Source organism: Idiomarina sp. PL1-037, assembly GCF_034422975.1.
Classification (GTDB): domain Bacteria; phylum Pseudomonadota; class Gammaproteobacteria; order Enterobacterales; family Alteromonadaceae; genus Idiomarina.
The window spans coordinates 2,028,313-2,054,269 of sequence record NZ_CP139873.1 but is presented as its reverse complement, the minus strand read 5'-3'; the positions used below and the strand labels follow the sequence as shown (position 1 = coordinate 2,054,269).

The following is a 25,957-nucleotide window of genomic DNA, read 5'->3' as shown; positions in this document are numbered from 1 at the left end:
TTATGCCATCAACACAACAGGTAAGGGCACTACAGGCTTTGTCCTTTATGGATTTAACCACGTTAAATAACGATGATACCCGCAAGGTAATTGGAGACTTATGCCAACGAGCCTCGATAAATAAAAAAAGTGTCGCTGCGGTTTGTGTGTTTCCTGAATGGGTGGCGTTGGCTCGCCAGTTTCTCAACGAGCAGGGGTTGGATACCAAAGTCGCTACGGTTACTAACTTTCCTGACGGCAGTACCAATGTCGCCCGCGCTGCCGCTGAAACCGAGCGCGCTATAGCGGCTGGCGCACACGAGATTGACGTGGTTCTGCCTTATCAGGCTTTATTGCAAGGTGATGAGAGCACACCGGCTGAGTTAGTTAGGGAATGCAAAGACATCTGCGGCGATTCAGCTCAATTGAAAGTTATTATTGAATCAGGCGAATTGGAGCAGCACGACAAAATCGTCCTGGCCAGTGAACTGGCTATTGCTAACGGCGCCGATTTTATTAAAACCTCAACTGGCAAAGTATCGGTAAATGCCACCTTAAAAGCGGCTGAAGCTATGCTGGGGGTCATTAAATCCAGTCAAACAGATTGTGGTTTTAAAGCCGCAGGCGGTATCCGGACACTGGATGATGCGGTTCAGTATATCGAACTAGCTGAGCGGATTATGGGCGAAGACTGGGTTACCGTTGATAATTTCCGCATCGGAGCCAGTAGCCTGTTGCAGGATCTCCAAAGCCTATTGGTTAAGGTTTAAGTGTATGTTTTTGGCGCAAGAGGTTATTCGCAAAAAACGTGATGCTGTCAGTTTATCCGACATCGATATTCAGCAGTTTGTTAACGGAATTTGCGATGACAGCGTCAGTGAGGGGCAAATAGCGGCGCTGGCTATGGCGATTTATTTTCGTGGTATGTCGGCGCAGGAAAAAACAGCTTTAACCGTTGCTATGCGAGACTCGGGCGATGTTCTTGACTGGCGGCAGGACAATTTAAATGGTCCGGTATTGGATAAGCACTCAACCGGCGGTGTCGGTGATGTCGTGAGTTTAATGCTGGGTCCTATTGTCGCGGCCTGTGGTGGCTATGTTCCGATGATTTCCGGGCGAGGTCTGGGGCACACCGGCGGCACGCTGGATAAATTTGACGCTATTCCCGGCTATCAAACCGCGCCGAATAATCAACGTTTTCGCGATACGGTTAAGCAGGCTGGCGTAGCCATTATTGGACAAACAGGGCGCCTGGCGCCGGCTGACAGCCGGTTTTACGCAACGCGTGATGTGACTGCGACAGTGGAATCTATTCCGTTAATTACGGCTTCCATTTTAGCTAAAAAGCTGGCGGAAGGCCCTGATGGTTTGGTTATGGATGTTAAAGCCGGTAACGGCGCATTCATGCCAGATTACCGAGAGTCTAAAGAGCTTGCACAAAGCCTGGTGAGTGTCGGTCGTAAATTGGGAGTGGAAACCACGGCGCTTATTACTGACATGAACGAGGCTTTAGGTTCCGCTGCCGGTAATGCGGTTGAGGTCCAGTTAGCCGTCGATTATTTAACGGGAAAGCGTAGGGATAAACGCCTGCATCAGGTGACAAAAGCGTTATCTGCTGAGTTGCTTGTGTCGGGAAACTTGGCTAAAAATACGGACCAAGCTGAGGTTATGGTTGAAAACGTGCTGGAAAACGGTTTGGCGGCGGAACGTTTTGCAAAAATGGTCAGTTCTTTGGGTGGGCCTCACGATTTTCTGGAAAAAAGCGACCAGTACCTGCCTCAGGCAAGCCTGATAAAACCGTTAAAGCTTCCTGCTGAATATCACGGGCAGTATTTATCTGGAGTGAACACAAGAGAACTGGGAATGGCGGTTGTCTGTTTAGGCGGAGGTCGGCGCAAAGCTGATGACACACTGGATTTAAGCGTTGGCATGACCAATATTCTGACCATTGGATCGAAAGTGGACTCAGATACTGTTATAGCAACAGTGCATGCCAGTAACGAGTCGGACTGGCAAGAGGCTGCCGATAGCATACTGAAAGCTTTGAATTTTTCCTCTAACCCGCCGGAGTCCGACTCTGTGATCTATGAGCGCATAGCCGGAGAGACTGAATGAGCAGAGCCATTGTTCTGGTATTAGATTCGTTTGGTATTGGTGCAGCCCCCGACGCCGACAAGTTTGATGATGAAGGCGTTGATACGTTTGGCCATATTGCTGAATCTAGGCACCAGCAGGGGCAATCCCTGCAGTTACCTAACCTGATCCGGCTGGGTTTAGCTGAAGCTCATAAAGAAGCGACAGGCACCTATGCCAAAGGTTTTCAGGAAGTGGCAACTCATGGTGCTTATGCCTGTGCTGCAGAACTCTCGTCGGGAAAAGACACGCCCTCTGGTCATTGGGAATTAATGGGTGTTCCGGTGCATTTCGAATGGGGTTACTTCCGTGATAAAGAAAACAGTTTTCCTGATGAATTGTTAGCTCAAATTCTTAAGACCTGCGAACTCGACGGTTATCTTGGTAATTGCCATGCCTCGGGCACTGAAATCCTAAAGCAATTGGGTGGGCAGCACATCCGTAGCGGTTATCCTATTTTTTACACTTCTGCCGATTCCGTGTTTCAGATAGCCGCGCACGAAGAGCATTTTGGTCTGGATCGCTTGTATCAGTTATGTGAGAAGGTTCGGGCGCTTATAGAGCCGTATAATATTGGTCGTGTTATTGCGCGTCCTTTTATTGGTGACAACGCCGAAAGCTTTGAGCGTACAGCGAACCGGAAAGACTACTCTGTTTCACCACCTAAGCCGACGGTGTTGGATAAGCTTCAGAATAAAGGCGGTAAGGTTATTGCTATCGGTAAAATTTCGGATATTTTTGCCGGACAGGGAGTTTCCGAGTCAGTCAAAGCTTCGGGGCTGAACGGGCTCTTAACGGCGACATTAAACGCCATGGAGAAAGCCCCTGAGAACACATTAATTTTTACTAATTTAGTGGATTTTGACACCTTATACGGACACCGGCGAGATATTGATGGTTATGCCCGGGAACTGGAAGCATTCGACCAATGGTTGCCTGTTATTGAATCGGCAATGAAACCGGATGATGTTTTGGTATTAACCGCTGATCATGGCTGTGATCCCACCTGGCAGGGAACCGATCATACCCGTGAATTTATTCCTGTATTACTGTCGGGTCAAAACGTGCGGGCGGGGAGCCGGGGGAAACGACACAGTTTCGCCGATTTAGGGCAAACACTGTGTCGTCTATTTGACTTACCCGCAATGGAAGAAGGCAAGGCGATTCAGCTTAGCTAACACGATACCGCTTAACGTTGTTCTCAAGTTGAGCAGCGGTGTTACTGAGCTCTTTCATATGCTCTCCGGCTTGTTGAGTGCCATCTGCGGTTTGCTTCGCAATATCGACAATTGCGGTCATATTTTGGTTAATGGTTTCCGAAACCGATGTTTGTTCTTCCGCAGCAGTCGCAATTTGTGCGTTCTGCGTGTTAATGGTGTTTACCGCTTCCAGAACTTTAGCCAGGGCATTTTCCACTTCTGCTGCTTCAGCGACACTGGTTTTACTGCCTTCTTTTATTGAAGCCATGACACTGGACACTTTTTTGCTGCCTTGTTGCAGTTGGTCTATCATAGATTCAATTTCGTGAGTGCTGTCCTGAGTTCGTTTTGCCAGAGTTCGAACCTCGTCTGCAACAACCGCAAAACCTCTGCCTGCCTCACCTGCCCGAGCCGACTCTATTGCCGCGTTAAGCGCCAGTAAGTTGGTCTGTTCGGCAATGCCGCGAATAACATCAAGCACGGAGCCAATTTTCGCTGAATGCGCGTTTAGCTGCTCAACTTCTGATGCGCCGTTCTCAACCTTTTCTGCCAGGCCGTGAATGACATTAACGGCTTTGGTCAGCAGATGATTACTGGAATGAACTAATTCTTCCGCCTGCTCAGCTGCCGATGACGCTTCGCTGGCGCTACGGGCCACTTCGTGAGAGGCTGTCGACATTTCGTTAATTGCGGTTGCTACCTGTTCACTTTCTGCCTGCTGTTCGGTAACCCCCTCACGAGCGCCAACCAGAACTTTGTCCAGCTTTTGAGTGGAGCGGCTCACGGAACTCGCGGAATGACGGATATTGGTGACCATATCGGAAACCTGATCGGCAAAATCGTTAAAGGCCTGCCCAAGATCAGCCATTTCATCTTGGCTGGTCGTATCAAGGCGCTGGGTGAGATCACCGTCACCTTTTGCAATTCGTTCCATAGCGTTAAGAGCGTTACGTAGTGGCTTAGTAATTCCTTTAACCACAAACAATGCCAGTGCGGCAATAATAAGTAATGCAATAATTGAGGCTATGATGGTTTCAACAACGGCATCCGCAAGTGCTTCATCAACATTATTTTCAATTCTGGTGGCTTCCTGCTCCATTCCGGCTGTCCAAAAGCCAGTACCTATTACCCAGTTCCACTCGTTTAGTAGCTTGGCATAACCAAGTTTCGGATTGACTTGCTGCTGAGTATTCTGCCAGTCATATTTGACGAAACCGCCGCCACCTTCTGCTTCTTCAATAAGCTTTCTGATAAGGTAGACCCCATTTGGGTCCTGAAAGTCGAACAGGTTTTTACCTTCAAGGCTCTGATTAACGCCGTGAGCAATACTGACCCCCTGCCGGTCGTAAACAAAGAGATAACCCACATCACCAGAGTCATCAAAACGTAATTGCCGTAGTATTTGCTTTGCGCGCTCTTGCCTTTCCTGAAGCGACCCCAGGGAAGTATCTTTTACAAGGTGCTGGATAGAAGTAATTGCTAACTTCAGATAGTTAGAGAGCTCTTCTCTACTGTCTTTTTCAATTTGCGTTGTGAATTCTTCAACGGCGTTTTGCCCGACAGTTGTCGACTGAGATAAGTTATACCAGGTTAAGAACACGGCAATAACTACCGGGGGGATAAGTGCCAGAGAAAATACTTTCGCTTTTATCGTCAGTTGCATGTGCAGGTTACTCGGGTTGTTCATGTCAGTTTTGTAGTTTAGTACAGGTTCGGAATGCTATCCTTTAGACGTTAGTACCGCATCGATCTAAGATTATAACAATCCATGGTTTGTGTATCGGCAGCAGATCAGCGAAAATAAGCAATATAGTTAAATTTAACCAATAAGAGTCTTGTTGATGTCTGAATCCAGCTTGCAGAATGAAGTCGCGAAACGTCGTACCTTTGCCATTATCTCGCACCCCGATGCCGGTAAAACCACGATTACTGAAAAGGTCTTGCTGCACGGTCAGCAGATCCAAAAAGCGGGAACGATAAAAGGCAAAAAGTCTGGTCAGCATGCAAAGTCAGACTGGATGCAAATGGAGCAGGAGCGTGGCATATCGGTAACGACCTCTGTAATGCAATTTCCTTACAATAATGCCCTGGTAAACCTATTAGATACTCCCGGACATGAAGACTTCTCAGAAGATACTTACCGTACCCTGACCGCTGTCGACTCTTGTTTAATGGTTATTGACGGGGCGAAAGGTGTCGAAGACCGAACCATTAAACTGATGGAAGTTACTCGTTTACGAGATACTCCTATTATCACTTTTATGAACAAACTCGACCGTGACATTCGCGACCCGCTTGAGTTACTGGATGAAGTAGAAGATGTTCTGAAAATTATGTGCGCTCCTATTACCTGGCCGATTGGTTCTGGCAAAAACTTTAAAGGGGTTTATCACCTTCTTAAAGATGAAACGATTTTATATAAAACCGGACAGGGGCATCGAATTCAGGAAGAGACCGTTATAAAAGGTCTTGATAACCCTGAGTTAGATGAGAAGCTAGGTGCCTGGGCAGACGAGCTACGTGAGCAAATCGAGTTAGTAAATGGGGCATCAAACTCCTTTGATAAAGAGCTATTTCTCGCTGGCGAATTAACCCCGGTATTTTTCGGTACGGCTTTAGGTAACTTCGGTGTGGATCATATGCTGGATGGTCTGGTTGACTGGGCACCGAAACCTCAGCCTCGTGAAACCGATCAACAAGACAGCGTCAGTGCAGACAACAAAAATTTCTCTGGCTTCATTTTTAAAATTCAGGCGAACATGGATCCGCGTCACCGGGACCGTGTGGCTTTTCTACGAATTGTGTCCGGTAAATATGAAAAAGGTATGAAAATGCGTCAGGTTCGCACAGGTAAAGACGTGCGCATCAGTGATGCATTAACCTTTTTAGCGGGTGATCGTTCGCACGTGGAGGAAGCCTACCCGGGCGATATCATTGGTCTTCATAACCACGGGACCATTCAAATCGGCGATACCTTTACCGCCGGCGAAGACTTTAAGTTTAGTGGTATCCCGAACTTTGCGCCTGAGCTTTTCCGTCGTATCCGTCTGAAAGATCCACTGAAGCAGAAGCAATTATTAAAAGGCTTAGTGCAGTTATCCGAAGAGGGTGCCGTGCAGGTATTCCGCCCGCTTATCAGCAATGACTTGATTGTCGGTGCTGTTGGGGTTCTGCAGTTCGATGTGGTCGTTCATCGTTTGAGAACAGAGTACAAAGTGGATGCCATGTACGAAAACATTAACGTTGCGACAGCGCGCTGGGTGAGCAGCAAAGACGAGAAGAAACTGGATGAGTTTCGTCGTAAAGCAGAAGCGAATCTGGCCTTAGATGGTGGTGATAACCTGACGTACATTGCCCCGACTATGGTGAACTTAAGCCTGGCAGAAGAGCGTTATCCCGATATTGAGTTTACTCACACACGGGAACACTAAAACTTATGAATACGCTTTACGACACTCATTGCCATATTGATTTTCAGGCATTTGATGAGGACCGGGAGCAAGTTTTAGAAGCGGCTGCCAAGGCCGAAGTTGAACGTTTTATGGTGCCGGGTGTTAGCGCTGAGCAATGGCCCCGGCTGCAGCAGTTAGTTAATCAGTTCTCAAGCTGGCGCTTTGCTTTAGGTTTGCATCCTTGGTTTATTCAGCAACATAATCTGAAGCACCTGGAAGAGCTTGAGCAAGCCTTAGATAATCCACATGAGCAATTACGAGCAGTGGGCGAAGTAGGGCTGGATGCTACCTGCGATAATTCCGAGCTGCAGCGCGAGCTCTTTATTGAACAACTGAAATTAGCGAAGAGCTATCGCCTGCCAGTCATTATACATCATCGTAAAACTCTGGAGACAACTCATCCGTTAGTCAAACAATATGGTCCTGAGCAAGGCGTTATACACGCTTTTAGCGGCAGCTATGAGCAGGCTATGAAGTTTGTTGATTGCGGTTATAAGCTGGGAGTTGGCGGAGTAATTACTTACACCCGGGCACAAAAAACACGCCAGACAATAGCCAAAATACCGCTATCGGCTCTGGTGCTTGAGACAGACTCACCGGATATGCCTATTTGCGGACATCAGGGCGAACGTAATGAACCGGCGAGGATTGCACAGGTTCTCGACGCTCTAGCTGAGTTGAGAGAAGTTGATAAAGGCTCACTTAGCGAAGCTTTATGGAAGAACAGTTGTGAGCTGTTTAATGATGCTCAACCTGCCAGTAACGATCTCGTATCCGGTTAAAGCCAAGCATAATAAACACACCGGCCAGCATAGCCAAAAGAAGCAACAGTTTACCTTGTTGCATCAGGCCGTTATGGGCGGTCTGGCTTTGCTTCAATAATAAATTTTTATCGAAAATGACCTGTAAATACCCACTCACATCGTCTTCCAGGTTAATCTCTTCAACCAGTACCCAAGGGTCAGAAATGTCTTCGCTAGTGGGCCAATCAATAATAGATGAGTCAACGCCACTGTGAACGAGCAGTTCGCCAAAGCGGTTACGAATGGTGGCCGCCATGACTTCGGGGTGGCTCGCTATATTATCAGTCAGAGCTGTTAAGCGTTCAGTATTTTGATGTTCAAGCCAATAACGAGCTTCGTGCTCGGCTTGATCTATCATAAGCTGGGTTACCGACTGAGTTTGTGAGAAAAGTTGCTGTTGCGACTGGACACTGGCAATATTCCATACATTAATAATGATTAGCAGTAATCCTGCGGCAGCGGCTAAGCGTAGTGCACGTTTGGTCATAATACGAATAATGGCTTTGGTTTTGTTGTTAAGCAAAGTGCCTCTTACTCTTTGCCATTGCCTGGATTCTGTTAGTCGCATGAGTTCGGCTCAGGAGATTCCCGTTAAATGAAATACAGTTCTGGTTTAATTGTTTTCGACATGGATTCTACCTTAATTCATATTGAGTGTATCGACGAAATTGCACGATTAAACAACCGTTATACTAAAGTCTCAGCCATAACGGAAGCCGCCATGAGGGGGGAAATTGACTTCGCACAGAGCTTAATCCAGCGTGTGGCCTGCCTTGAAGGCATTAAAGAGTGTGATCTGGAAAGTTTATTTTCGCCCATTCCATTTAACCCAGGCGCTAAAGAACTTATCCAGGCTCTGCAAGCCGTGGGCTGGAAAACGGCACTGGTTTCCGGTGGTTTCACTTGGTTTGCAGACAGGGTTCAAGCGGCCCTGAATCTGGATATGGTTGTCGCTAACCAGCTGGAAGTAGCCAATGGCTGCCTGACCGGGAAGGTATTAGGTGACATTGTTGACGCTGAAGTTAAAGCTGCACAACTGCAGCAACTGGCCGGTCATTGGAATATTCCACCGGAGCGAACCGTAGCGGTAGGAGACGGCGCCAATGACGCCTTAATGCTTAAAGCCGCCGCTGTTGGTATTGCCTTTAATGCAAAACCTGCATTGCAGGCTATTGCGGATTACTCTGTCAATTCCAATAACCTACTCGAGGTACAGGGTTGCCTTAAACAGTCAGAACTTATTGAGCCAGTTATTTAAGCGTCGCTGCTGTTCCTTAATCGCATCGGAGCCCGATAAGGCAAATTCCAGTAAGCTTTCGGTCACATCAACTGTGTCCGCAATGGCGTATACCTGCCATAAGTCTTCTTCTATTTCCTGCGCGCGGTAAGCGGCATAGCGACTAATGTAACTCAGTTCGGCCTGAACAAACTGAGTATCAGGGCGTCCTGTTCTGGAAAGAGTCACAGTGACAGCGCGAAAGATTGAATTAGGAATGCTTTGCTCAATAAAAGATTCAATAGCCTGGTTATCATTACCCCTCGACCATTGGGTCTGAACTATGTCCTCACCGTTTTGACGATATAAGCGCAGTAACAGTAATAAAGTGACAGGTTCCGACGTGCGATCCATATCATTTAATCTGGGGAGAATTTCTTCTGTTAATGAGTCCCCTCGCAGCAGTGGTTGTAGATTAATTGCAGTTGGCTGACTGCCGGGAAATTTATCTAATAATTTAGCCCACCCGGATGGCCATTTGGAGAGACCGGCACGCCGCACAGAAGTCCTACGTTTTTTATTTCTATATAGGAAAACCGGCAATGAGGCCGGAGCGTCGCAGTATAAATTGCGTAGACATAGCTCCAGTCCGTTTATTGAGGTGTTTTCCACCTGTAGTTTAAGCAAGCCGCGCTGTTCACGAATTAAAAAGCGTATGAATTCCGAGCCCATATGCTGCTCGTGATCACCTTCAATTTTTAAACGTAATGTGGTCTGTGCATCGTCAATAGAAGCGACAATATAATTTAAATGATCTAATTTCGCTTTTTTATAGAGCTTCTTAAAGCCGGTCATCGAAATTTCGACATTGTCACCTTTCTCTGCTGGTAACTGCGTATCAATTTGTACTTGCAGACCGCTGACGGAAAGGTCAATGATCATGCCGTCACGAACAAGTTTGCCAACTTTAACCCGGCAGCGGCTGCGGTAGCTGAAGCGTTTCTCACTGCGTAAATTAATAAACTCAAGGCGAGCTTCTTTTGTGCGAATAGGTGTGGACGGTGGGTGCGCGAACGCTTTTAATGATGCTAGCTGTTCTTTTGCGATACCAGTATTGAAAAAGCCCTGCAAACTATCCGTTATGTCGTTGACTACCCCCATATATCGCAAAGGTGCTATCGCTCTTCTAACTTCCGCGGTAGGTGGATTGATACGAAACGGAACATTAATGTTTTCCGGTACGCTCTGAGGTTGCCATGCCTGATTCAAATCTACCCGGCGTAAATCGATTTGATAAACTCGCCAGGAGGCTTTTTTACTGCCAAAGGCGATATAAGTGTCCCATAACCCAGTTTTCTGAAGCTCTTCTGCCGTGGCTGAGTAGTTGTATATTTTTCCGCGGGCAGTAATAGAGAAGGTCATTACCAGTAAACGAGCATGCTCTTTTTGAGCTAAGTCCTGCAGTAACCAACGGCTGCGACGCAGATTAAAAATAGAACCGAAACTGATTTGATTCAGTTCATTAATCCAGTTACTTAAAATAAAACGGTTGTTGTCGGTGGTTAATACGTAATCGGCTACCAGTTGTTTGTTTGACTCAGAAAAGAAAACCGGCAACTGCTGCATCCTGGGTAACAGGAATTGCTCGTGTCCTTTATTGAGTATTGTGTTGTAAGTATTGTCAATATTAACGCGGTAGCGTTTCTTATAACCATTAATGAATCGATGAAAAAACTTATCCAGCTCGGCTGACTGATAATCCGGATCTCGATTCAAACTTAAGTAATGTTTACCGTCTACCTCCTGAACTCCGACAACACGATAGGGAATTCGGGTTTCAGGGTTTACTGTGAACTCCTTTGCCAGTCCGGTAAAATAAAGCGACAGCGAATCGCCGTCTTGCAGATTATGTTCGTCGTTAACACGTACACGCATCCCCGTAATGGAAATATCAGCCGTTACCGCCTGATAATTTTTTCCTTCACTGTCTTCAAGCCCGACTTCGATGGTAAAATTCATTCGTTCTTCGGCGCGGTAAGGGTACTGGCCAAAGTGGAATGTTTCCAGAAGGTAAGATTCAGCCTCGTTGTCGCTGTTCAAAAATGGTGATTGGCCACTTAGGGGCTCGGCATTGTGGTCCGCTAAACTTTGTGCGAAGGCTCTTTCTTCTTCGCGAGCCTGGCGTAAATGGTTATCTGCATCCAGTATTTGCTCAAAAGTATCCTGGGTGAAAACGCCTTTATAGGTTTCCAGACCCCGCTCAAAAATTTCAATAGCAACATCGTCAAGCTGATGCCGGCGTCCATTGTATTCGTAAGGACGGCATTCGCCATCAACCTGATTACGTAAGTCAACAGTGCGATGACAGGAAGCGGCTAAACGCCTGAGCTCCATTTTAAGCTTGAATTTTGTGGGACCATCTTCGTTTTCAGTTAAGGACTGAAATAAGGTGTCAAAGTCGGTATCGTAAACGACGGGTTTTAACTGATCGATAAGTTGGTCAAAATAATGGTTCGGCATCGAAGTCTAATATTTTTTATAATTACTCTTGGATAATACCTCATCATAAAACGAGAAGCAGACGAATGGCAAAAGCAAAAAGTGCGTATGTGTGTAATGACTGTGGCGCCGACTTCCCGCGCTGGCTTGGGCAATGCCCGGAATGTAAGGCCTGGAACACGCTAACTGAAATTCGTTTAACATCAAAAGCAACTCCTAATTCATCGGAACGGCGGGGCTTTAGTGGTATTACCGAAGGCCGGGTGCAGACCCTGAACGAGGTGGACTTACAGGAAGTGCCGCGTTTTAGCTCGGGCTTTCAGGAGTTTGACCGCGTTTTAGGCGGCGGTGTTGTGCCTGGTTCGGCAATACTCATCGGCGGTTCACCGGGTGCGGGGAAAAGTACGTTGTTACTTCAGGCTTTATGTAAACTGGCAGAACGTATGCCGGCATTATACGTTACCGGAGAGGAGTCTCTGCAGCAGGTAGCAATGCGGGCTCAGCGGCTTAACCTGCCGACGAATAAGCTGCGTATGTTATCTGAAACCTCAGTGGAAAGCATTTGTCAGCTGGCTGATAGAGAAAAACCGGCCATTATGGTCATTGACTCCATTCAGGTGATGCATATGGCCGATATTCAGTCGGCGCCGGGCAGTGTCTCTCAAGTGCGTGAATCAGCCGCTTTTTTAACGCGTTACGCTAAACAAAAAAATGTGGCGATTATTATGGTCGGTCACGTCACCAAAGAAGGGCATCTGGCCGGGCCAAAAGTGCTGGAACATTGCATTGACTGCTCCGTACTTCTGGATGGCTCATCAGATTCCCGTTATCGAACTCTGCGTGGTACCAAGAACCGATTTGGTGCGGTAAACGAACTCGGCGTCTTTGCGATGACGGGGGGCGGACTTAAAGAAGTTTCGAATCCATCGGCTATATTCCTGCAACGCGCTGAAGATCAGGGCAATGGTTCTGTGGTGATGGTGATTTGGGAAGGCACCCGACCCTTGCTGGTTGAAATTCAGGCCTTGGTCGATTACTCGGCACTGGCTAACCCGCGGCGGGTTGCGGTGGGGCTTGAAGCTACACGGCTTGCGCTGTTGCTGGCCGTTCTGCATCGGCATGGCGGTTTACAGGTTTCGGATCAGGACGTTTTTGTCAACGTGGTGGGAGGCGTTAAGGTCTCAGAAACATCGGCGGATTTAGCCTTGTTGCTAGCTATTGTCTCCAGCTTTAAAGGCGAACCCTTAGCACGTGAGTTAATCGTGTTTGGAGAAGTCGGGTTGGCCGGTGAAATACGCCCGGTACCTAATGGTCTGGAGCGGTTAAACGAGGCCGCTAAGCATGGTTTCAAAAAAGCCATTGTCCCTATTGGCAATACGCCCAAAACCTCGCCCAAGGGTATGGAAGTGATTGGGGTAAAAAACCTTCAGCAAGCGCTGGATGTCATGTAATTTGGAAATAAAAAAGGGAGCGATAAAGCTCCCCTTTGCTATCGAGTCTATTAACCAATAGGTTTGTATTTAATGCGGTGCGGCTCCATAGCCTGCTCACCGAATTTTTCTTTCATATAAGCTTCGTAATCGCTGTAGTTACCTTCGTAGAACACCACTTCGCCTTCGTCGCGGTAATCCAGAATGTGTGTAGCAATACGGTCAAGGAACCAACGGTCGTGCGAGATAACCATCACAGAGCCCGGAAATTCCAGAATCGCTTCTTCCAGTGCCCGCAGGGTTTCCACGTCTAAGTCGTTGGTAGGTTCATCGAGTAACAAGGTGTTGCCACCGGCTTTTAACAGCTTGGCCAAATGCACACGGTTACGCTCACCACCAGACAGCTCGCCAATACGTTTTTGCTGGTCGGTACCACGGAAGTTAAAGCGACCAACATAGGCCCGGCCGTTAACTTCAAAGTTACCAATTTTAAGAATGTCGTTGCCGTCCGTAATTTCTTCAAAGACAGTTTTGCTGTCATCCATGTTGTCACGGAACTGATCAACGCTGGCTAATTGCACGGTTTCGCCCAACTCAACCGAGCCACTGTCAGGTTGCTCCTGCCCGCTGATCATGCGGAATAAAGTGGATTTACCCGCACCGTTTGGACCGATAATACCAACGATAGCGCCTTTGGGAACACTAAAGCTTAAGTTATCAATTAGCTGGCGCTTGCCGTAAGCCTTGCTTATGCCGTTAACCTCAATAACCTTGTCGCCTAAGCGAGGGCCCGGTGGGATAAACAGTTCATTGGTTTCGTTACGCTTTTGGTAATCGCCACTTTGTAGTTCTTCAAAGCGGTTAAGACGTGCTTTGCTTTTCGCCTGGCGACCTTTCGGGTTAGTACGTACCCACTCCAGTTCCTGCTTAATGGTGCGCTGGCGTGCTTTTTCAGAGCGTTCTTCCTGCTCCAGACGCTTCTCTTTTTGCTCCAGCCAGGAGGAGTAATTGCCTTCCCACGGAATGCCGTGGCCACGATCCAGCTCAAGTATCCAGCCCGCAACGTTATCAAGGAAATAACGGTCGTGGGTAATCGCGACCACTGTACCATTGTAGTCATGCAGGAAGCGTTCAAGCCAGGCCACAGACTCCGCATCCAGGTGGTTAGTGGGTTCGTCAAGAAGCAGCATGTCGGGCTTCGATAACAACAGGCGACATATGGCAACACGGCGTCTTTCACCACCGGATAAGTTGCCGATCTTCGCATCCCACTCCGGCAGGCGCAGCGCGTCAGCAGCACGCTCAAGAATGTTATCTATATTGTGCCCGTCTTTTGCCTGCAACAGAGCTTCGAGTTCACCTTGCTGTTTTGCTAAGGCGTCGAAGTCTGCGTTTTCGTCTGCATAAGCAGCATAGATTTCATCCAGCTTAGCAAAGGCCTCTTTGACATCGGCCACAGCCTCTTCAACGGTTTCTTTCACCGTTTTATTTTCATCCAGCTGAGGCTCCTGAGGCAGGTAACCAATTTGGATGCCCGCTAAGGGACGGGCTTCGCCTTCGTATTCATTATCAACACCCGCCATAATTCTTAGTAAGGTCGACTTACCAGCACCGTTAACGCCTAAAACACCAATTTTGGCACCAGGATAAAACGACAGTGAAATATCTTTTAAGATAGTTTTCTTGGGTGGAACAACTTTGCTCACCCGCGACATTGAATAGATATATTGCGCCATAGTGACGTAAAACCCTTCTTATCAACAAAAAAGTTACTGCATAGTTTACTGTGATTTACGGACATCCCCAAACTTTGTTGTGCTGAACTAGGCACTCATTTGTGTTTTAAGGTAAAATACTGGGCAAATTAAGACCATTTAATGATTTGGAGAGCTGTAATGCTGAAATCTGAGATGAACATTGCCGACTTTGACGCCGACTTATGGCAGGCGATGCATGATGAAGTTGAACGTCAGGAACAACACATTGAGCTGATTGCATCGGAAAACTACACCAGTCCGCGGGTAATGCAGGCTCAGGGTTCACAACTGACCAACAAGTACGCAGAAGGCTATCCGCATAAGCGTTACTACGGCGGCTGTGAGTTCGTCGATAAAGTCGAGGACCTGGCTATTGAGCGCGCAAAAGAATTGTTCGGCGCTAAGTACGCAAACGTACAACCGCATTCCGGCTCTCAAGCTAATACCGCTGCCTTTATGGCAATGATGGAAGCCGGTGATACCTTTCTTGGTATGAGTCTGGCTCACGGCGGTCACTTAACACACGGCTCTGGTGTCAATTTTTCAGGCAAACTCTACAATGCGGTTTCGTACGGCCTGGATGAATCCACCGGTGAAATTGACTACGCTGAAGTTGAAAAGCTGGCGCTGGAACATAAACCGAAAGTTATCGTCGCCGGTTTTTCAGCGTATTCGGGCATTGTTGACTGGGCAAAATTCCGTGAAATAGCGGACAAAGTCGACGCTTATTTAATGGTTGATATGGCGCACGTAGCGGGGCTGGTTGCTGCCGGTGTTTATCCGAACCCAGTACCTTATGCTCATGTTGTCACTACCACCACGCACAAAACGCTGGCGGGCCCTCGCGGGGGTTTGATTATTTCCGGCAGCGACGATGAAAAGTTACACAAGAAATTAAACAGCGCGGTATTCCCGGGCAACCAGGGTGGTCCACTGTGTCACGTTATCGCAGGTAAAGCGGTGGCTTTTCAGGAGGCATTGCAGCCAGAATTTAAAGACTATCAAAAGCAAGTGTTAGTGAATGCGAATGCCATGGTAAAAACCATGCAGGCGCGCGGTTACAAAATTGTATCGAATGGCACTCAGAACCACTTGTTCCTGGTTGATCTAATTGACAAAGATATTACTGGTAAAGACGCTGATGCGGCTTTAGGTAACGCGTTCATTACCGTTAACAAAAATGCGGTTCCTAACGACCCACGTTCACCTTTTGTCACTTCTGGCTTGCGTTTAGGTACACCGGCAATTACTCGCCGCGGCTTTAAAGAAGCGGAAGCTGAGCAAGTTGCTAACTGGATTTGCGATGTACTGGATAACATTGCTGACGAAAACAGAATTAATGAGGTCCGCGAGCAGGTCAAAGCGTTGTGCGCGAAGTTTCCGGTTTACGGTTAATTGCGAACAGTTGTAGAGCGTACATAAAGGAGTCAGACAATGCATTGTCCATTTTGCGGCACACAGGATACTAAGGTTATCGATTCGCGACTGGTTGCGGATGGGGCCTCGGTTCGTCGTCGGCGTGAATGTAATCATTGCAAGGAGCGCTTTACAACCTTTGAAACTGCTGAGCTGGTCATGCCCCGGGTTATCAAAACCGATGGTTCCCGCGAGCCATTTAATGAAGATAAACTCCGAAGTGGTCTGCTGAGAGCACTGGAAAAGCGGCCTGTGAGTCTTGAGTTGATGGAGCAGGCCATTAACAAAATAAAATCCAGTATCCGGGCAACCGGCGAGCGTGAAATAAGCAGTAATTTTGTCGGCAGCCTGGTAATGGAAAACCTCAAGCAGATAGATAAAGTGGCGTACGTGCGTTTTGCTTCCGTATATCGCTCGTTTGAGGACATCCGCGAATTTGGTGAAGAAATAGCGCGCCTTAATGACTGAGTTAACCCCGCAGTATCTTGACTATCAAATGATGCACCGCGCGTTAATGCTGGCGCGGCGGGGGCTAATGACAACCCGGCCAAACCCTGCGGTGGGGTGCGTTATTACTTCTGACACAGAGATTGTAGGAGAAGGCTGGCATCATCTGGCTGGCGAACCTCATGCCGAAGCACATGCTTTGCGCGCGGCCGGGCAAAAAGCCAGGGGCGCAACGGCCTACGTTACGCTGGAACCATGCAGTCATATCGGCCGCACTCCTCCATGTTGCGACGCGTTAATTGAAGCCGGAGTAAAACGTGTTGTGGTTGCAATGCAGGATCCAAACCCACGAGTTAGTGGTAATGGCATTCGGCGTTTAAAAGCTGCAGGTATTTCTGTGGACGTGGGTGTACTGCAATCGGCAGCAGAGAGTTTGAATCCGGGCTTTATTTCCCGCATGACGCGACAACGGCCATGGGTAACCTTAAAAATGGCAACCTCACTGGACGCAAAAACGGCGTTGTCAGATGGTCGCAGTCAATGGATAACGTCCTCTGCAGCCCGCAGTGATGTTCAGCTTTTCCGGGCACAGGCCGATGCCATACTGAGTGGTGCTGCAACGATTCTGGCTGACAATCCTAAATTGACAGTGCGAGTTGAGCAGTGGCCGAAATCAAGAGCGCAGCCTGAACCAATAAAACAGCCGGTGCGTATTATTATTGACAGCCAGCACCGAGTGAAGGATGAGGCCATGGTTTTCGACTCTCCTGCGCCGGTTTGGTTAGTGCGAACAACTCCCGGTAAACCCAGTCGGCATGCACATTGTCATGAATTAATTATAGCCGCAGACCCTAACGGCAAAGTGAGTCTGCCGGCGCTTATGGTTGAGTTGGCTAACCGCGAAATTAACCAGTTATGGACTGAGTGTGGGGCGAATTTGGCGGGCGCTCTTATTCAGCAGCAATTATGCGACAGGTTGATGATTTACAGTTCGGGTCAGTTATTGGGCCATCATGGACGTTCGGTTATCGACATGAACGAGCCGTTGAATTTAGCTTCAGCACCAAGGTTTAAAATTATTGATCGTCGGCAGATAGGCCCTGATCAACGCTTGGTAGCAGTACCTCATACACAAGATTAAAGGGTAAAGCGTTATGTCACTGCATAGCACAGAAGAGATTATCGAAGACATTCGTCAGGGTAAAATGGTTATCCTTATGGATGACGAAGACCGCGAAAACGAAGGCGATATCATTATTGCAGCCGAGTGCGTGACACCGGAGTCTGTCAACTTTATGGCGCGTTACGGTCGCGGACTGATTTGCTTAACGCTAACGGAGGAACGCTGTAAACAACTGAACCTGCCGTTAATGGTGGATAAGAACAACGCGCCTTATGCGACAAACTTTACTGTGTCGATTGAGGCCGCTGAGGGGGTAACGACAGGTATCTCAGCAGCGGACAGAGCGAAAACGGTTCTGGATGCTGTGAAACAAGACGCCAAACCCGAAGATTTAGTCATGCCGGGACATATTTTCCCCTTAAAAGCGAAGTCGGGCGGCGTGTTGAACCGTGCGGGCCATACTGAGGCGGGGTGTGATCTCGCGCGTTTAGCCGGATATGAACCAGCGGCTGTCATAGTGGAAGTACTGAATGAAGATGGCACCATGGCGCGCCGTCCTGATCTTGAAGTTTTTGCGAAAGAACATGGTATTAAAGTCGGCACTATTGCCGATTTAATTGAGTACCGTTCGATACAGGAAAAAACGATAGAGCGAGTGGCTGAATGCAATTTGCCAACGGCATTTGGTAAGTTCCGTTTAATCACTTATCAGGATACTATTGATGAGCAGGTACATTATGCTCTTATTCACGGTGATCTCTCACAAGATAAAGTGACTAATGTGCGAGTTCACTTACAGGACACTTTCCACGATACCTTTCTAACTGAGCGCGCAGCAAAACGCAGCTGGCCAATTCAAAAAGCTATGTCCTATATTGCTGAACACGATGGTGTGCTGGTTATTATTGGTCGTCAGCAGACGCCGGAAAGCATCATTGCTCAGGTGTGTGAGTTTGAAGCTCAGGACAAAGGTGAACACAAGCCAACAACGTCGGCGTCAAATGCGTCCCGGAATGTCGGTTTAGGCTCGCAGATTCTGGCAGACTTGAACATTCATAAAATGCACTTAATGAGCTCACCAAAACGTTACTCTGCTTTGTCAGGCTTTGGTCTGGAAGTGGTCGACTTTATTGAAGATAAAGACTAATCGCTGTAACTTCGTTGGAATTCATCAAGTAGTTGCTGGTGAGTTGGTGTGGCAACACCCGCCTTCTTACCAGCGCTAATTAAATAACCGGTTAACTGCTGTATCTCGGTACGTCTTTGTTGTTTAACGTCCTGTAGCATTGACGAGTGGTTCAAAGCTGTTTCCTTTGCTACTAAAAGCACTTCCTTATAGCACCCCTCAGTTGTCAGCGACACGTTTTGACTATTGGCTACAGCAACGGCCTCTGTCACAAGGCTGTAGACTTGTGCCTGCCAGTTTTTTTTCAGTAATTCGCCATTCGCGCACTGATGAACTGCGGTCAACGGATTAATAACGCAATTAATAACGAACTTTAACCAGCGTCTCTGACTTAGATCGTCTTCCAGAGTAAGTGGAGAGAATGCCTGTTGCAGAATCAAGCCAGGAGCAAAGTTTGTCGGCTGGACCCGACCTTGAGGGCCGACCTCTAGCCAGCTTCGGCCTGCACCGCGGTGTTCTATACGACGTTTGCCATTCTCATTTCGGCTTATCACTGCACCATGAGTTGTCACCAATGGGTGTAAATTAAGTTCTTTTAACGGTTCAGGAAGTTCCACCAAGCCGTTGTGGCTTATTACTACCGGCATGGTTTTATTAAACCCTTGCAATGTTGTTATGCCTTGCAGAGCTTCAATCAAATCAAAGGCTTTAACCGCAATAACGAACACAGTATTCTCGGCCAAAGGTTGTGTGATAACCGGAGCACTGTAGTCGGCTTTAAACTGCTTATGCGTGACTTGCCAGTTTATTTCTCGCGGCTCGCTTTTACGCGGTAGTAGCGACACAGACTGGCCGTGTTCCAGCAGAGCACCGGCAATAAGTCCGCCGATTGCACCCGGACCAAGCACTACCCAGTTAAGGTTAGCCTTCGTCACGTTTTCGCTCCAGCTCGGCTATGGGTTCACGGATAAACCAAAGGAAGAGAAGACTGGGAATAACCATTAAAGCGGTTACCACAAAGAACAGTGCCCAGTTGCCATCCATATAATCGACAATTTGCCCGCTGAAGGACGAGAGTAAGGTTTTCCCTAAAGACCCCAACGATGCCATTAGCGCATACTGGGTTGCGGTAAAGGTGCGGTTACAAAGTAAACTGATAAAGGCAACAAAGGCGACAGTTGACCAGGCACTGGTAAAACCGTCGATTAAAACTGCACTTAGAAAAAGGTCTGTATCCGGGCCTACCAGAGCGATCCACGAGAACATCAGGTTAGAGGAGGCCATGGCGATACCGCCTATGAGCAGACCTTTAATTATGCCCAGTCGTAAATTGACAGCACTGCCTAGCAGTGCAAAAACAATCGTTACCCACCAGGTAACTAATTTTGAATAGGTACCGACTTCGGCATTAGTAAAACCAATTTCTTTGTAGAAAACAATCGACATCCGGCCCAGAAAAGCTTCGCCAATTTTAAACAAAAAGATAAAGGCCAGAATTGAAAACGCCAGCTTAACGCCGTTGCGGGAAAAAAACTCTCCGATGGGCTGAACAACAACAAGATTGATTCTTTCTTTCATCGCAGGCCAAAAGTGAGTCAGCTTAGTCTTTATGGTTGGTTCCTGATGATAAGTAGTACGGCGCACGAAAAGCACGACGGCTGCAAGGGCTAACATGATGCAGCCCAAACCGAAATAGGCGTGTTGCCATTGCCAGGTTATGCCATCGACAAAAAAGAACGGCAGAGCACCTAAACCACTGTAGCCGGTCCACCATCCGGCAGTTGTCATTGCTGCGCCGGCACTTTGCAGGCGGCCTTCGGTTTCTGCAAAAGACTCAATGCGGTAGGCATCAATGGCAATATCTTGTGTTGCAGAACTTATTGCAATACCTAGCGCGATTATTCCGACCAGATGGAGGTTACTGGTAATATCCAGACAGGCCAATGCGAAACAGCCGCTCGCTATGAGCATCTGGCAGAGAAAAATCCAGCTTCTTCTTTGACCCAGCCAGCGGGTAAGCAGCGGAAGCTTGAAATTGTCTATAAGAGGAGCCCATAAGAAGTTTATTGAGTAAGCCACTGAAACAGCCCCAAAATAACCAATGGTTGAGCGGGTAAGGCCGACTTCCTGCAACCACGCTGAAAGTGCTGAGCCAATCATCACCCACGGAAAACCACTGGCAAGGCCCAGAACAAAAATAACTAATACGCGAGGCTGTTTGTAGACTTTCAAATCTTGCCAGAAAGTCGGTTTTGTTAAAGCCATCAGTTTTGCGGTACAACCTCTATACGTTTCAGAATAGGCGGCTCGACAGGTACATCAGCCCAGCCAACTTCATCACTATAGGCTTGTGATTCAAGCTTAGCCATTGCTTCCAGGACATCTAAGCCTTCAACGATACGGCCAAATACAGCGTAGCCCCAGTCACCATTATCTGGATTAAGTGAAGTATTGTCATTTAAGTTAAAGAAAAACTGGCGGGTACCTGAGTGCGGTTCACGTTCCCGAGCCATAGCAATTGTGCCATATTCGTTCTTCAATCCGTTACCGGATTCATTCGCAATTTTTTCAAATGAGGGTTTGTCCTGAAAATCTTCGTCATAGCCGCCGCCCTGGATAACAAAGCCGGGGACTAAACGATGAAAGATAGTATCGTTGTATTGTGCTTTTTTGACATAACGGAAAAAGTTTTTAACGGTTAACGGAGCGGCATCGCGATTGAGCTCTACAGTGATGTCACCCACAGAAGTTATCATTTTTACTTGCGGGAATGGGTTATCTGGCTGAATTTCAGCATGACTAACACTGATAAGAAGAGCTGCGGCAAGGCCAATAAAGTATTTCAGAAAAGTCATGATTAAAAGTCCTCTTGTTCACGCATACGCAGCTTAGGATCATTAACAATGTCTGTAAGAACAGAATTCAGTAGCTGTTTAAACTGACGCTCGATAGTTGACTGGGCTGGTTTCAGACCACCTGTTGAGTTATAGGTTCCGGAATAAAAGTTGCTGTAGCGACGATTTTTCCGGGTGGCCTCAACACGAATGGTTATGCTGTGCTTGAGCTCGTATTTTACAGTATGAAGAGTTGCGTCAATTAGTGCTTTTTCGATGGTGACGTACCATGTCAGACCGTTTTCATCATAAGCGCCTGTAACTGGCTGTAAAGCCTCTTCAACAACCGAGGTTAAGGGTCTCAAAGTAGGCGCGAATGCTGCTTTATCTTCGTCTTTTTTATGGCGATATAAATAAGAATAAGAGCGTTTATCCGTGACTTTTAATTGGTTTACCTTGGTATTTAGTTTATCGACAACAGTGTCAGCGCTAATAATTAATGGATCAGGCTGGCTCTGGCAAGCGCTGATCATAAGTAAAAAACTGGCGGCAAATAGTGTTCGGAACATAGGCGTTATCCTTTTTTATGGCGGTCATTCACCTGACGTCGATTCGTGCTATCATACGGTGAAACCGTATTGTCATAAAACAGCTTACTATTATGACGATACTAGCCGACAGAAGTAAAAGGTTTTGCCGTGACTAAATTTGCTGAAATTACCGGTTGGGGAAAATGTCTGCCACCGGCTGTAATGACCAATGATGATCTTGCCACTTTCCTGGAAACCTCCGACGAGTGGATTGTTTCGCGAACGGGTATTTCGGAACGTCGAGTAAGCCATGTTGGTACATCCGAGTTGGCGACGGTTGCTGCACGCAATGCCTTGGCAGCTGCCGACTTAGATCCCAACGAACTGGATCTCATCATTGTCGGTACTTGTACTGCAGATGAACTTATTCCCAATGTCGCTTCTAAAGTACAGCAAAATATTGGCTCAAAACATGCGGCAGCTTTTGACCTAAATGCAGCTTGCAGCAGCTTTTTATACGCAATGCATGTTGCAACTCAAGGTATAAAAACCGGCGCACATAAAAAAGTCTTGCTCATAGGTGCTGAACGTTTAACCCGTATTCTGGACTGGACTAAACGCGAAAGTGCTGTTTTATTTGGCGATGGCGCAGGTGCAATGGTACTTGAAGCCTCAGATGAAGAAGTTGGTTTGCTGGCCAGCCATATCAGTTGTGACGCCGATGCCCGTGACGTCTTAAGCCTTGATTTTGGGTCTAGCTTTGACCGGTTTAACTTTGACGGCATCATGCAATTTGATTTTGTTGGCCAGGAAATATTTAAACGAGCAGTGAAGGGCATGAGCGCTGCTGTTGAAAAAGTTTTTCAGGAAACTGGCATGACCACCGACGATATCGACGCCCTCATTCCGCATCAGGCGAATAAACGGTTAATCGATTTCTTAGGTAAAATGTGCAAAGTGCCGAGCGAGAAAACCGTTATTAATATTCAGAATTACGGAAACACGTCTTCAGCAACATTACCTATTGCCTTTGCTGAAGCTGCTGACAACGGTATTATCAAGCCTGGTGACAGTATTATGTCCGCTGTGTTTGGTGGTGGACTCACTTGCGGTGCCGGGTTGATAAAATGGGGCCAGCGAGTCACGCCCAAACGTCCTAATCAAATGGAGCTGCCGGCTGGCGATAAGAGCGCGTTGGAACTGATTGTGCCAATGCACGAAGCGACTAAAAAGGCCTGGAAAAATCGCGGTCAGTAATCATTGACGGGAGACAGATTTTGAATACTGAAGAGCTCGTACAAGTTTCGCAAGATGACGGTGTTGTTCGCATACGTCTGAACCGACCGGCAAAGAAGAATGCCTTCACTCAGGACATGTACACAACATGTAATGAAGCCTTGAAAGCCGCAGACAACGATAGTTCAGTACATGCAGTGCTCTTTGAGTCCAGTGGCGACAGTTTTTCTGCCGGTAACGACTTAAATGACTTCTTATCAATTGAAAACTTAGACGAATCGGCACCCCCGTTTCAGTTTTTACATACCCTGGCGCGTGCTGAGGTGCCTATCGTCGCTGCGGTAAATGGATTAGCAATAGGCATAGGTACGACGCTCTTACTGCATTGCGATATTGTTTACAGTAGTGACGACGCGGTATTTGCATTGCCATTTGTGCAGCTTGGGTTGTTGCCTGAAGCCGCCTCCAGCTTGTTGTTGCCGCAAATCTGTGGTTACCAAAAAGCGGCAGAGCTGTTATTACTTGGCGAAAAGTTTGATGCCCAGTCAGCTCAGCAGGCCGGTTTCGTTAACCATGTGGTTTCGCTTGAGCGTTTGCCTGTTGTGGTTGAAGAAACTCTGGATAAACTGCGTAAGCAATCCAGCAAGTCATTACGAATTTCAAAGCATTTATTAAAGCAGCCGGCTGAGTCAGTAGCTGATCGCATTAGTCGTGAGGCAACGTTTTTTGCAAAAGCGTTAAGCTCAGATGAAGCTCGTCAGGCAATTGCTGCAAAGCTGCAGAAAAAGTAAGCAAAAGGTAAACTGTGGGTTGTTTCAGCCGGGCAACTGGTTCATAATGCAGCCCGCTTTGAACAAAGCGTTTATGGTGACTCTGCGGGTCCCCTCGCAACGCTAACTGGTGAACCCGGTCAGGCCCGGAAGGGAGCAGCCGTAGTCAGGGATGTGTGTGCCGAGGTGTGGCTGGTAGAGTCGCCACCCAATATTTATTAATCGCCGTCAGGACGTTTTCTCCCTTTTAAAAATTCCAGCGCTTCCGCTATTGCTTTGTGTACCTGCATTTCCATGTCTAGCCGCTTTGACGGTGGTAAAAAGAAAGCCATATCAACTTCGTGACGAATATAACGCGGCGGCAACTGATTGAGCACCAGACAACTGAGATCAGCAAGAAACTCCTGGCTGTGTTGCTTTTCCAGTTCCAGTTCTTCTATCCGGTCCGCAACTAAGCGCTCGTAATAATTGTGAATGTCATCGTCAAACTTCATACTTTTATCCTTCTGTTAGCTCACTTGCAGTATAGACATAATAACTGGCTCTTAATAGTTGAGCATGGGCTCTGACTAAACGAGGTAAATTACGTTGATACCCACCGCCGATGACAGCCGCCAGAGGAATCTCATGTCGTTTAGCAAAGCTTAGTACAGTGAGGTCTCTTTGAAAAATACCCGCCAGACTAATATCCAGATGACCCAACTCGTCCCGCTGATAAATGTCGACACCGGCATCGTAAAGAATAAGATCAGGTTTAATGTCGCGGTTGATGCGTTCGAGGGTATTTTCAAGAGCCGCTAAGTATTCTTTGTCACAGGTATGTTTAGCTAAAGGGACATCCAGATTAGAGCTAACTTTGGAAAATGGAAAGTTGCGTTCCCCGTGTATTGAGCAGGTAAACACCCTATTATCATTTTCGAAGAGCGTGGCGGTTCCGTCACCTTGATGAACATCAGTATCCAGTACCACTATTTTTAGCCTTGGGTGGCGAACCAGTATTTCATTGCAGGCTATTGCTAAATCGTTAAGTAGACAAAAGCCGCTGCCCCAATCTTTGTGAGCATGGTGGTAGCCGCCGGAAAAGTGTATGGCAACTCCCTTCGTTAGTGCCAGCTCGGTCGTTAGCAGTGTGCCTCCAGCGGAGGTTAGGGTACGGTACAATAGCTGTTCCGACCAGGGAAAGCCTATGCGTCGCCAGCTGCTTCTATCCATGCTGTTCTGCAGTAACTGAGACAAATAACTTGGACAGTGCGTTCGCGCAACTTGGTCCCAGCTAAGCGGTGCAGGCTGATGCCATTGATTATTCGTTGCTCCGTGCTTAACCGCCCAGTCTTTTAGCAGGCGGTATTTCTCTATTGGGTAACGGTGCCTGGGAGGTAAATCTAATTCACTGTATAAAGGTGAGTAGATAAAAGGAACGTCAACCTTCTTCATAACGGCTAATCTTTTTCTCCAGAGTATCAATGGCCATTTGGCAGCGGTTAAGGCGTTGCTGCGCGTTTCGAATCATGGTTGGATTATTACCCGCGGCTGCCGTATCCAGGTTTTCTGTTAGTCGTCTTTCGTAGTCACGATAAGTCACTAATTGTTGATGCATCTGCTGCAGCTGATTTTGCGCGGTAATGCGATGATCTTGCTGTTGTCGCGGGGGCTTATTAGCCCGGAAAGCTGTATTTAATGCTTCCAGCTGCAGGCTAAGTTTCTCAGCAAGGTAATGTTGAGCCTCTTGATTGTCACTTTGCTGTAATTGTCGAAAAAGATTTTGGGTCTCTGCGACATAATCGACAGCCAGGTTAGAGCTATGGTTAAACAGGGAGGGACTAAACCAACTTTCGCTAAGCTGGCGATGTTTCTTTCTATTTTCCCCATCAATTTGCTCAGCCCGCCCCTGCAAAGTGTTGAGCAGCTGTTCAATATGTTGTATTGAGGTTATATTTAATATCTCTCTCATCCCTCTATATTAAAGGATTTTGAAACTTAGGTCACGAAATTGGGTCTACCATTGAA

The 25,957-nt window shown here is 47.4% G+C and carries 24 protein-coding genes and 1 other RNA gene; 14 read left to right on the top strand and 11 right to left on the bottom strand.

What is annotated here, in order from left to right; translation table 11 throughout:
* Positions 1-2: 2 nt before the first annotated feature.
* The 3 genes from deoC to U0358_RS09625 are packed head-to-tail and all read left to right on the top strand — an operon-like array spanning position 3 to position 3,290.
* Positions 3-749: a deoxyribose-phosphate aldolase gene (deoC, locus tag U0358_RS09635; protein ID WP_322406132.1), complete on the top strand. Its 747-nt coding sequence runs from the start codon at positions 3-5 to the stop codon at positions 747-749.
* A 4-nt stretch (positions 750-753) separates the two neighbouring features.
* Entirely contained in the window at positions 754-2,094 is a 1,341-nt protein-coding gene (gene deoA, locus U0358_RS09630; RefSeq protein WP_322406131.1) for a thymidine phosphorylase, read from the top strand.
* Positions 2,091-3,290, top strand: a complete 1,200-nt coding sequence (locus tag U0358_RS09625; protein WP_322406130.1) for a phosphopentomutase — start codon at positions 2,091-2,093, stop codon at positions 3,288-3,290. Before deoA ends, U0358_RS09625 begins: the two co-directional genes overlap by 4 nt.
* Here the strand turns inward: U0358_RS09625 and U0358_RS09620 are convergent.
* Positions 3,283-4,998 (bottom strand): methyl-accepting chemotaxis protein, encoded by a 1,716-nt coding sequence (locus U0358_RS09620; RefSeq protein ID WP_322406129.1) that lies wholly within the window; start codon positions 4,996-4,998, stop codon positions 3,283-3,285. The genes U0358_RS09625 and U0358_RS09620 overlap by 8 nt on opposite strands.
* A 154-nt stretch (positions 4,999-5,152) precedes the next feature.
* Here U0358_RS09620 and prfC point away from each other — a divergent pair, with 154 nt between their 5' ends.
* Positions 5,153-6,742: a peptide chain release factor 3 gene (gene prfC, locus U0358_RS09615; protein ID WP_317498744.1), complete on the top strand. Its 1,590-nt coding sequence runs from the start codon at positions 5,153-5,155 to the stop codon at positions 6,740-6,742.
* A gap of 5 nt (positions 6,743-6,747) precedes the next feature.
* Positions 6,748-7,545, top strand: coding sequence for a TatD family hydrolase (locus U0358_RS09610; protein WP_317498743.1), 798 nt, complete (start codon positions 6,748-6,750; stop codon positions 7,543-7,545).
* Here U0358_RS09610 and U0358_RS09605 read toward each other — a convergent pair.
* Complete coding sequence (locus U0358_RS09605) at positions 7,502-8,134, bottom strand: AhpA/YtjB family protein (protein ID WP_317498742.1); 633 nt, start codon at positions 8,132-8,134, stop codon at positions 7,502-7,504. The two genes, U0358_RS09610 and U0358_RS09605, sit on opposite strands and share 44 nt — an antisense overlap.
* Before the next feature lie 27 nt (positions 8,135-8,161).
* Between U0358_RS09605 and serB the strand changes: the two genes are divergently transcribed.
* Positions 8,162-8,824 carry a phosphoserine phosphatase SerB gene (gene serB / locus U0358_RS09600; protein WP_322406128.1) on the top strand — a complete coding sequence of 221 codons (663 nt, stop codon included), beginning with the start codon at positions 8,162-8,164 and terminating at the stop codon, positions 8,822-8,824.
* On the opposite strand, the gene U0358_RS09595 is transcribed toward serB, so the two are convergent.
* On the bottom strand, positions 8,798-11,302 hold the full coding sequence (locus tag U0358_RS09595) for a PilZ domain-containing protein (RefSeq protein WP_322406127.1): 2,505 nt from the start codon (positions 11,300-11,302) through the stop codon (positions 8,798-8,800). The genes serB and U0358_RS09595 overlap by 27 nt on opposite strands.
* A 65-nt stretch (positions 11,303-11,367) precedes the next feature.
* Here U0358_RS09595 and radA point away from each other — a divergent pair, with 65 nt between their 5' ends.
* Positions 11,368-12,732 carry a DNA repair protein RadA gene (radA, locus tag U0358_RS09590; protein WP_322406126.1) on the top strand — a complete coding sequence of 455 codons (1,365 nt, stop codon included), beginning with the start codon at positions 11,368-11,370 and terminating at the stop codon, positions 12,730-12,732.
* A 50-nt stretch (positions 12,733-12,782) separates the two neighbouring features.
* On the opposite strand, the gene ettA is transcribed toward radA, so the two are convergent.
* Complete coding sequence (ettA, locus tag U0358_RS09585) at positions 12,783-14,447, bottom strand: energy-dependent translational throttle protein EttA (RefSeq protein ID WP_317498738.1); 1,665 nt, start codon at positions 14,445-14,447, stop codon at positions 12,783-12,785.
* A 159-nt stretch (positions 14,448-14,606) separates the two neighbouring features.
* On the opposite strand from ettA, the gene glyA reads away from it, so the two are divergent.
* From glyA to ribBA, 4 genes are read left to right on the top strand one after another with little or no spacing between them, the layout of a single operon-like run.
* Entirely contained in the window at positions 14,607-15,863 is a 1,257-nt protein-coding gene (gene glyA / locus U0358_RS09580) for a serine hydroxymethyltransferase (protein WP_317498737.1), read from the top strand.
* A gap of 39 nt (positions 15,864-15,902) precedes the next feature.
* Positions 15,903-16,352, top strand: coding sequence for a transcriptional regulator NrdR (gene nrdR / locus U0358_RS09575; protein ID WP_317498736.1), 450 nt, complete (start codon positions 15,903-15,905; stop codon positions 16,350-16,352).
* Positions 16,345-17,472: a bifunctional diaminohydroxyphosphoribosylaminopyrimidine deaminase/5-amino-6-(5-phosphoribosylamino)uracil reductase RibD gene (gene ribD / locus U0358_RS09570; RefSeq protein ID WP_322406125.1), complete on the top strand. Its 1,128-nt coding sequence runs from the start codon at positions 16,345-16,347 to the stop codon at positions 17,470-17,472. The genes nrdR and ribD overlap by 8 nt, the downstream gene beginning before the upstream one ends.
* Positions 17,473-17,485: 13 nt before the next feature.
* Complete coding sequence (gene ribBA / locus U0358_RS09565; protein WP_322406124.1) at positions 17,486-18,601, top strand: bifunctional 3,4-dihydroxy-2-butanone-4-phosphate synthase/GTP cyclohydrolase II; 1,116 nt, start codon at positions 17,486-17,488, stop codon at positions 18,599-18,601.
* On the opposite strand, the gene U0358_RS09560 is transcribed toward ribBA, so the two are convergent.
* From U0358_RS09560 to U0358_RS09545, 4 genes are read right to left on the bottom strand one after another with little or no spacing between them, the layout of a single operon-like run.
* Complete coding sequence (locus tag U0358_RS09560) at positions 18,598-19,515, bottom strand: ketopantoate reductase family protein (RefSeq protein ID WP_322406123.1); 918 nt, start codon at positions 19,513-19,515, stop codon at positions 18,598-18,600. The two genes, ribBA and U0358_RS09560, sit on opposite strands and share 4 nt — an antisense overlap.
* Positions 19,502-20,845: an AmpG family muropeptide MFS transporter gene (locus U0358_RS09555; RefSeq protein WP_322406122.1), complete on the bottom strand. Its 1,344-nt coding sequence runs from the start codon at positions 20,843-20,845 to the stop codon at positions 19,502-19,504. Before U0358_RS09555 ends, U0358_RS09560 begins: the two co-directional genes overlap by 14 nt.
* Complete coding sequence (locus tag U0358_RS09550; RefSeq protein ID WP_322406121.1) at positions 20,845-21,435, bottom strand: peptidylprolyl isomerase; 591 nt, start codon at positions 21,433-21,435, stop codon at positions 20,845-20,847. The genes U0358_RS09555 and U0358_RS09550 overlap by 1 nt, the downstream gene beginning before the upstream one ends.
* Before the next feature lie 2 nt (positions 21,436-21,437).
* On the bottom strand, positions 21,438-21,983 hold the full coding sequence (locus U0358_RS09545) for a YajG family lipoprotein (protein ID WP_322406120.1): 546 nt from the start codon (positions 21,981-21,983) through the stop codon (positions 21,438-21,440).
* Positions 21,984-22,112: 129 nt separating this feature from the next.
* Between U0358_RS09545 and U0358_RS09540 the strand changes: the two genes are divergently transcribed.
* From U0358_RS09540 to ffs, 3 genes are all read left to right on the top strand, one after another.
* The gene (locus tag U0358_RS09540; protein ID WP_317498729.1) at positions 22,113-23,201 is read left to right on the top strand and encodes a ketoacyl-ACP synthase III; all 1,089 of its coding nucleotides are present in this window, start codon (positions 22,113-22,115) and stop codon (positions 23,199-23,201) included.
* 20 nt (positions 23,202-23,221) lie between these two features.
* Complete coding sequence (locus U0358_RS09535; RefSeq protein WP_317498728.1) at positions 23,222-23,971, top strand: enoyl-CoA hydratase; 750 nt, start codon at positions 23,222-23,224, stop codon at positions 23,969-23,971.
* A gap of 83 nt (positions 23,972-24,054) precedes the next feature.
* An RNA gene (gene ffs, locus U0358_RS09530) (signal recognition particle sRNA small type) lies at positions 24,055-24,151 on the top strand.
* Positions 24,152-24,168: 17 nt separating this feature from the next.
* Here the strand turns inward: ffs and U0358_RS09525 are convergent.
* Genes U0358_RS09525 through U0358_RS09515 form a run of 3 tightly spaced genes read right to left on the bottom strand, consistent with a single transcriptional unit; the run spans position 24,169 to position 25,901 of the window.
* On the bottom strand, positions 24,169-24,444 hold the full coding sequence (locus U0358_RS09525) for a late competence development ComFB family protein (RefSeq protein ID WP_011235094.1): 276 nt from the start codon (positions 24,442-24,444) through the stop codon (positions 24,169-24,171).
* A 4-nt stretch (positions 24,445-24,448) separates the two neighbouring features.
* The gene (locus tag U0358_RS09520; protein WP_322406119.1) at positions 24,449-25,384 is read right to left on the bottom strand and encodes a histone deacetylase family protein; all 936 of its coding nucleotides are present in this window, start codon (positions 25,382-25,384) and stop codon (positions 24,449-24,451) included.
* Entirely contained in the window at positions 25,371-25,901 is a 531-nt protein-coding gene (locus U0358_RS09515; protein ID WP_322406118.1) for a primosomal replication protein, read from the bottom strand. The genes U0358_RS09520 and U0358_RS09515 overlap by 14 nt, the downstream gene beginning before the upstream one ends.
* Positions 25,902-25,957 lie beyond the last annotated feature (56 nt).

Coding starts and splice junctions, on each gene's coding strand:
- deoC (WP_322406132.1), top strand. CDS start 3: ATGCCATCAACACAACAGGTAAGGGCACTACAGGCTTTGTCCTTTATG.
- deoA (WP_322406131.1), top strand. CDS start 754: ATGTTTTTGGCGCAAGAGGTTATTCGCAAAAAACGTGATGCTGTCAGT.
- U0358_RS09625 (WP_322406130.1), top strand. CDS start 2,091: ATGAGCAGAGCCATTGTTCTGGTATTAGATTCGTTTGGTATTGGTGCA.
- U0358_RS09620 (WP_322406129.1), bottom strand. CDS start 4,998: ATGAACAACCCGAGTAACCTGCACATGCAACTGACGATAAAAGCGAAA.
- prfC (WP_317498744.1), top strand. CDS start 5,153: ATGTCTGAATCCAGCTTGCAGAATGAAGTCGCGAAACGTCGTACCTTT.
- U0358_RS09610 (WP_317498743.1), top strand. CDS start 6,748: ATGAATACGCTTTACGACACTCATTGCCATATTGATTTTCAGGCATTT.
- U0358_RS09605 (WP_317498742.1), bottom strand. CDS start 8,134: ATGCGACTAACAGAATCCAGGCAATGGCAAAGAGTAAGAGGCACTTTG.
- serB (WP_322406128.1), top strand. CDS start 8,162: ATGAAATACAGTTCTGGTTTAATTGTTTTCGACATGGATTCTACCTTA.
- U0358_RS09595 (WP_322406127.1), bottom strand. CDS start 11,302: ATGCCGAACCATTATTTTGACCAACTTATCGATCAGTTAAAACCCGTC.
- radA (WP_322406126.1), top strand. CDS start 11,368: ATGGCAAAAGCAAAAAGTGCGTATGTGTGTAATGACTGTGGCGCCGAC.
- ettA (WP_317498738.1), bottom strand. CDS start 14,447: ATGGCGCAATATATCTATTCAATGTCGCGGGTGAGCAAAGTTGTTCCA.
- glyA (WP_317498737.1), top strand. CDS start 14,607: ATGCTGAAATCTGAGATGAACATTGCCGACTTTGACGCCGACTTATGG.
- nrdR (WP_317498736.1), top strand. CDS start 15,903: ATGCATTGTCCATTTTGCGGCACACAGGATACTAAGGTTATCGATTCG.
- ribD (WP_322406125.1), top strand. CDS start 16,345: ATGACTGAGTTAACCCCGCAGTATCTTGACTATCAAATGATGCACCGC.
- ribBA (WP_322406124.1), top strand. CDS start 17,486: ATGTCACTGCATAGCACAGAAGAGATTATCGAAGACATTCGTCAGGGT.
- U0358_RS09555 (WP_322406122.1), bottom strand. CDS start 20,845: ATGGCTTTAACAAAACCGACTTTCTGGCAAGATTTGAAAGTCTACAAA.
- U0358_RS09550 (WP_322406121.1), bottom strand. CDS start 21,435: ATGACTTTTCTGAAATACTTTATTGGCCTTGCCGCAGCTCTTCTTATC.
- U0358_RS09545 (WP_322406120.1), bottom strand. CDS start 21,983: ATGTTCCGAACACTATTTGCCGCCAGTTTTTTACTTATGATCAGCGCT.
- U0358_RS09525 (WP_011235094.1), bottom strand. CDS start 24,444: ATGAAGTTTGACGATGACATTCACAATTATTACGAGCGCTTAGTTGCG.
- U0358_RS09520 (WP_322406119.1), bottom strand. CDS start 25,384: ATGAAGAAGGTTGACGTTCCTTTTATCTACTCACCTTTATACAGTGAA.
- U0358_RS09515 (WP_322406118.1), bottom strand. CDS start 25,901: ATGAGAGAGATATTAAATATAACCTCAATACAACATATTGAACAGCTG.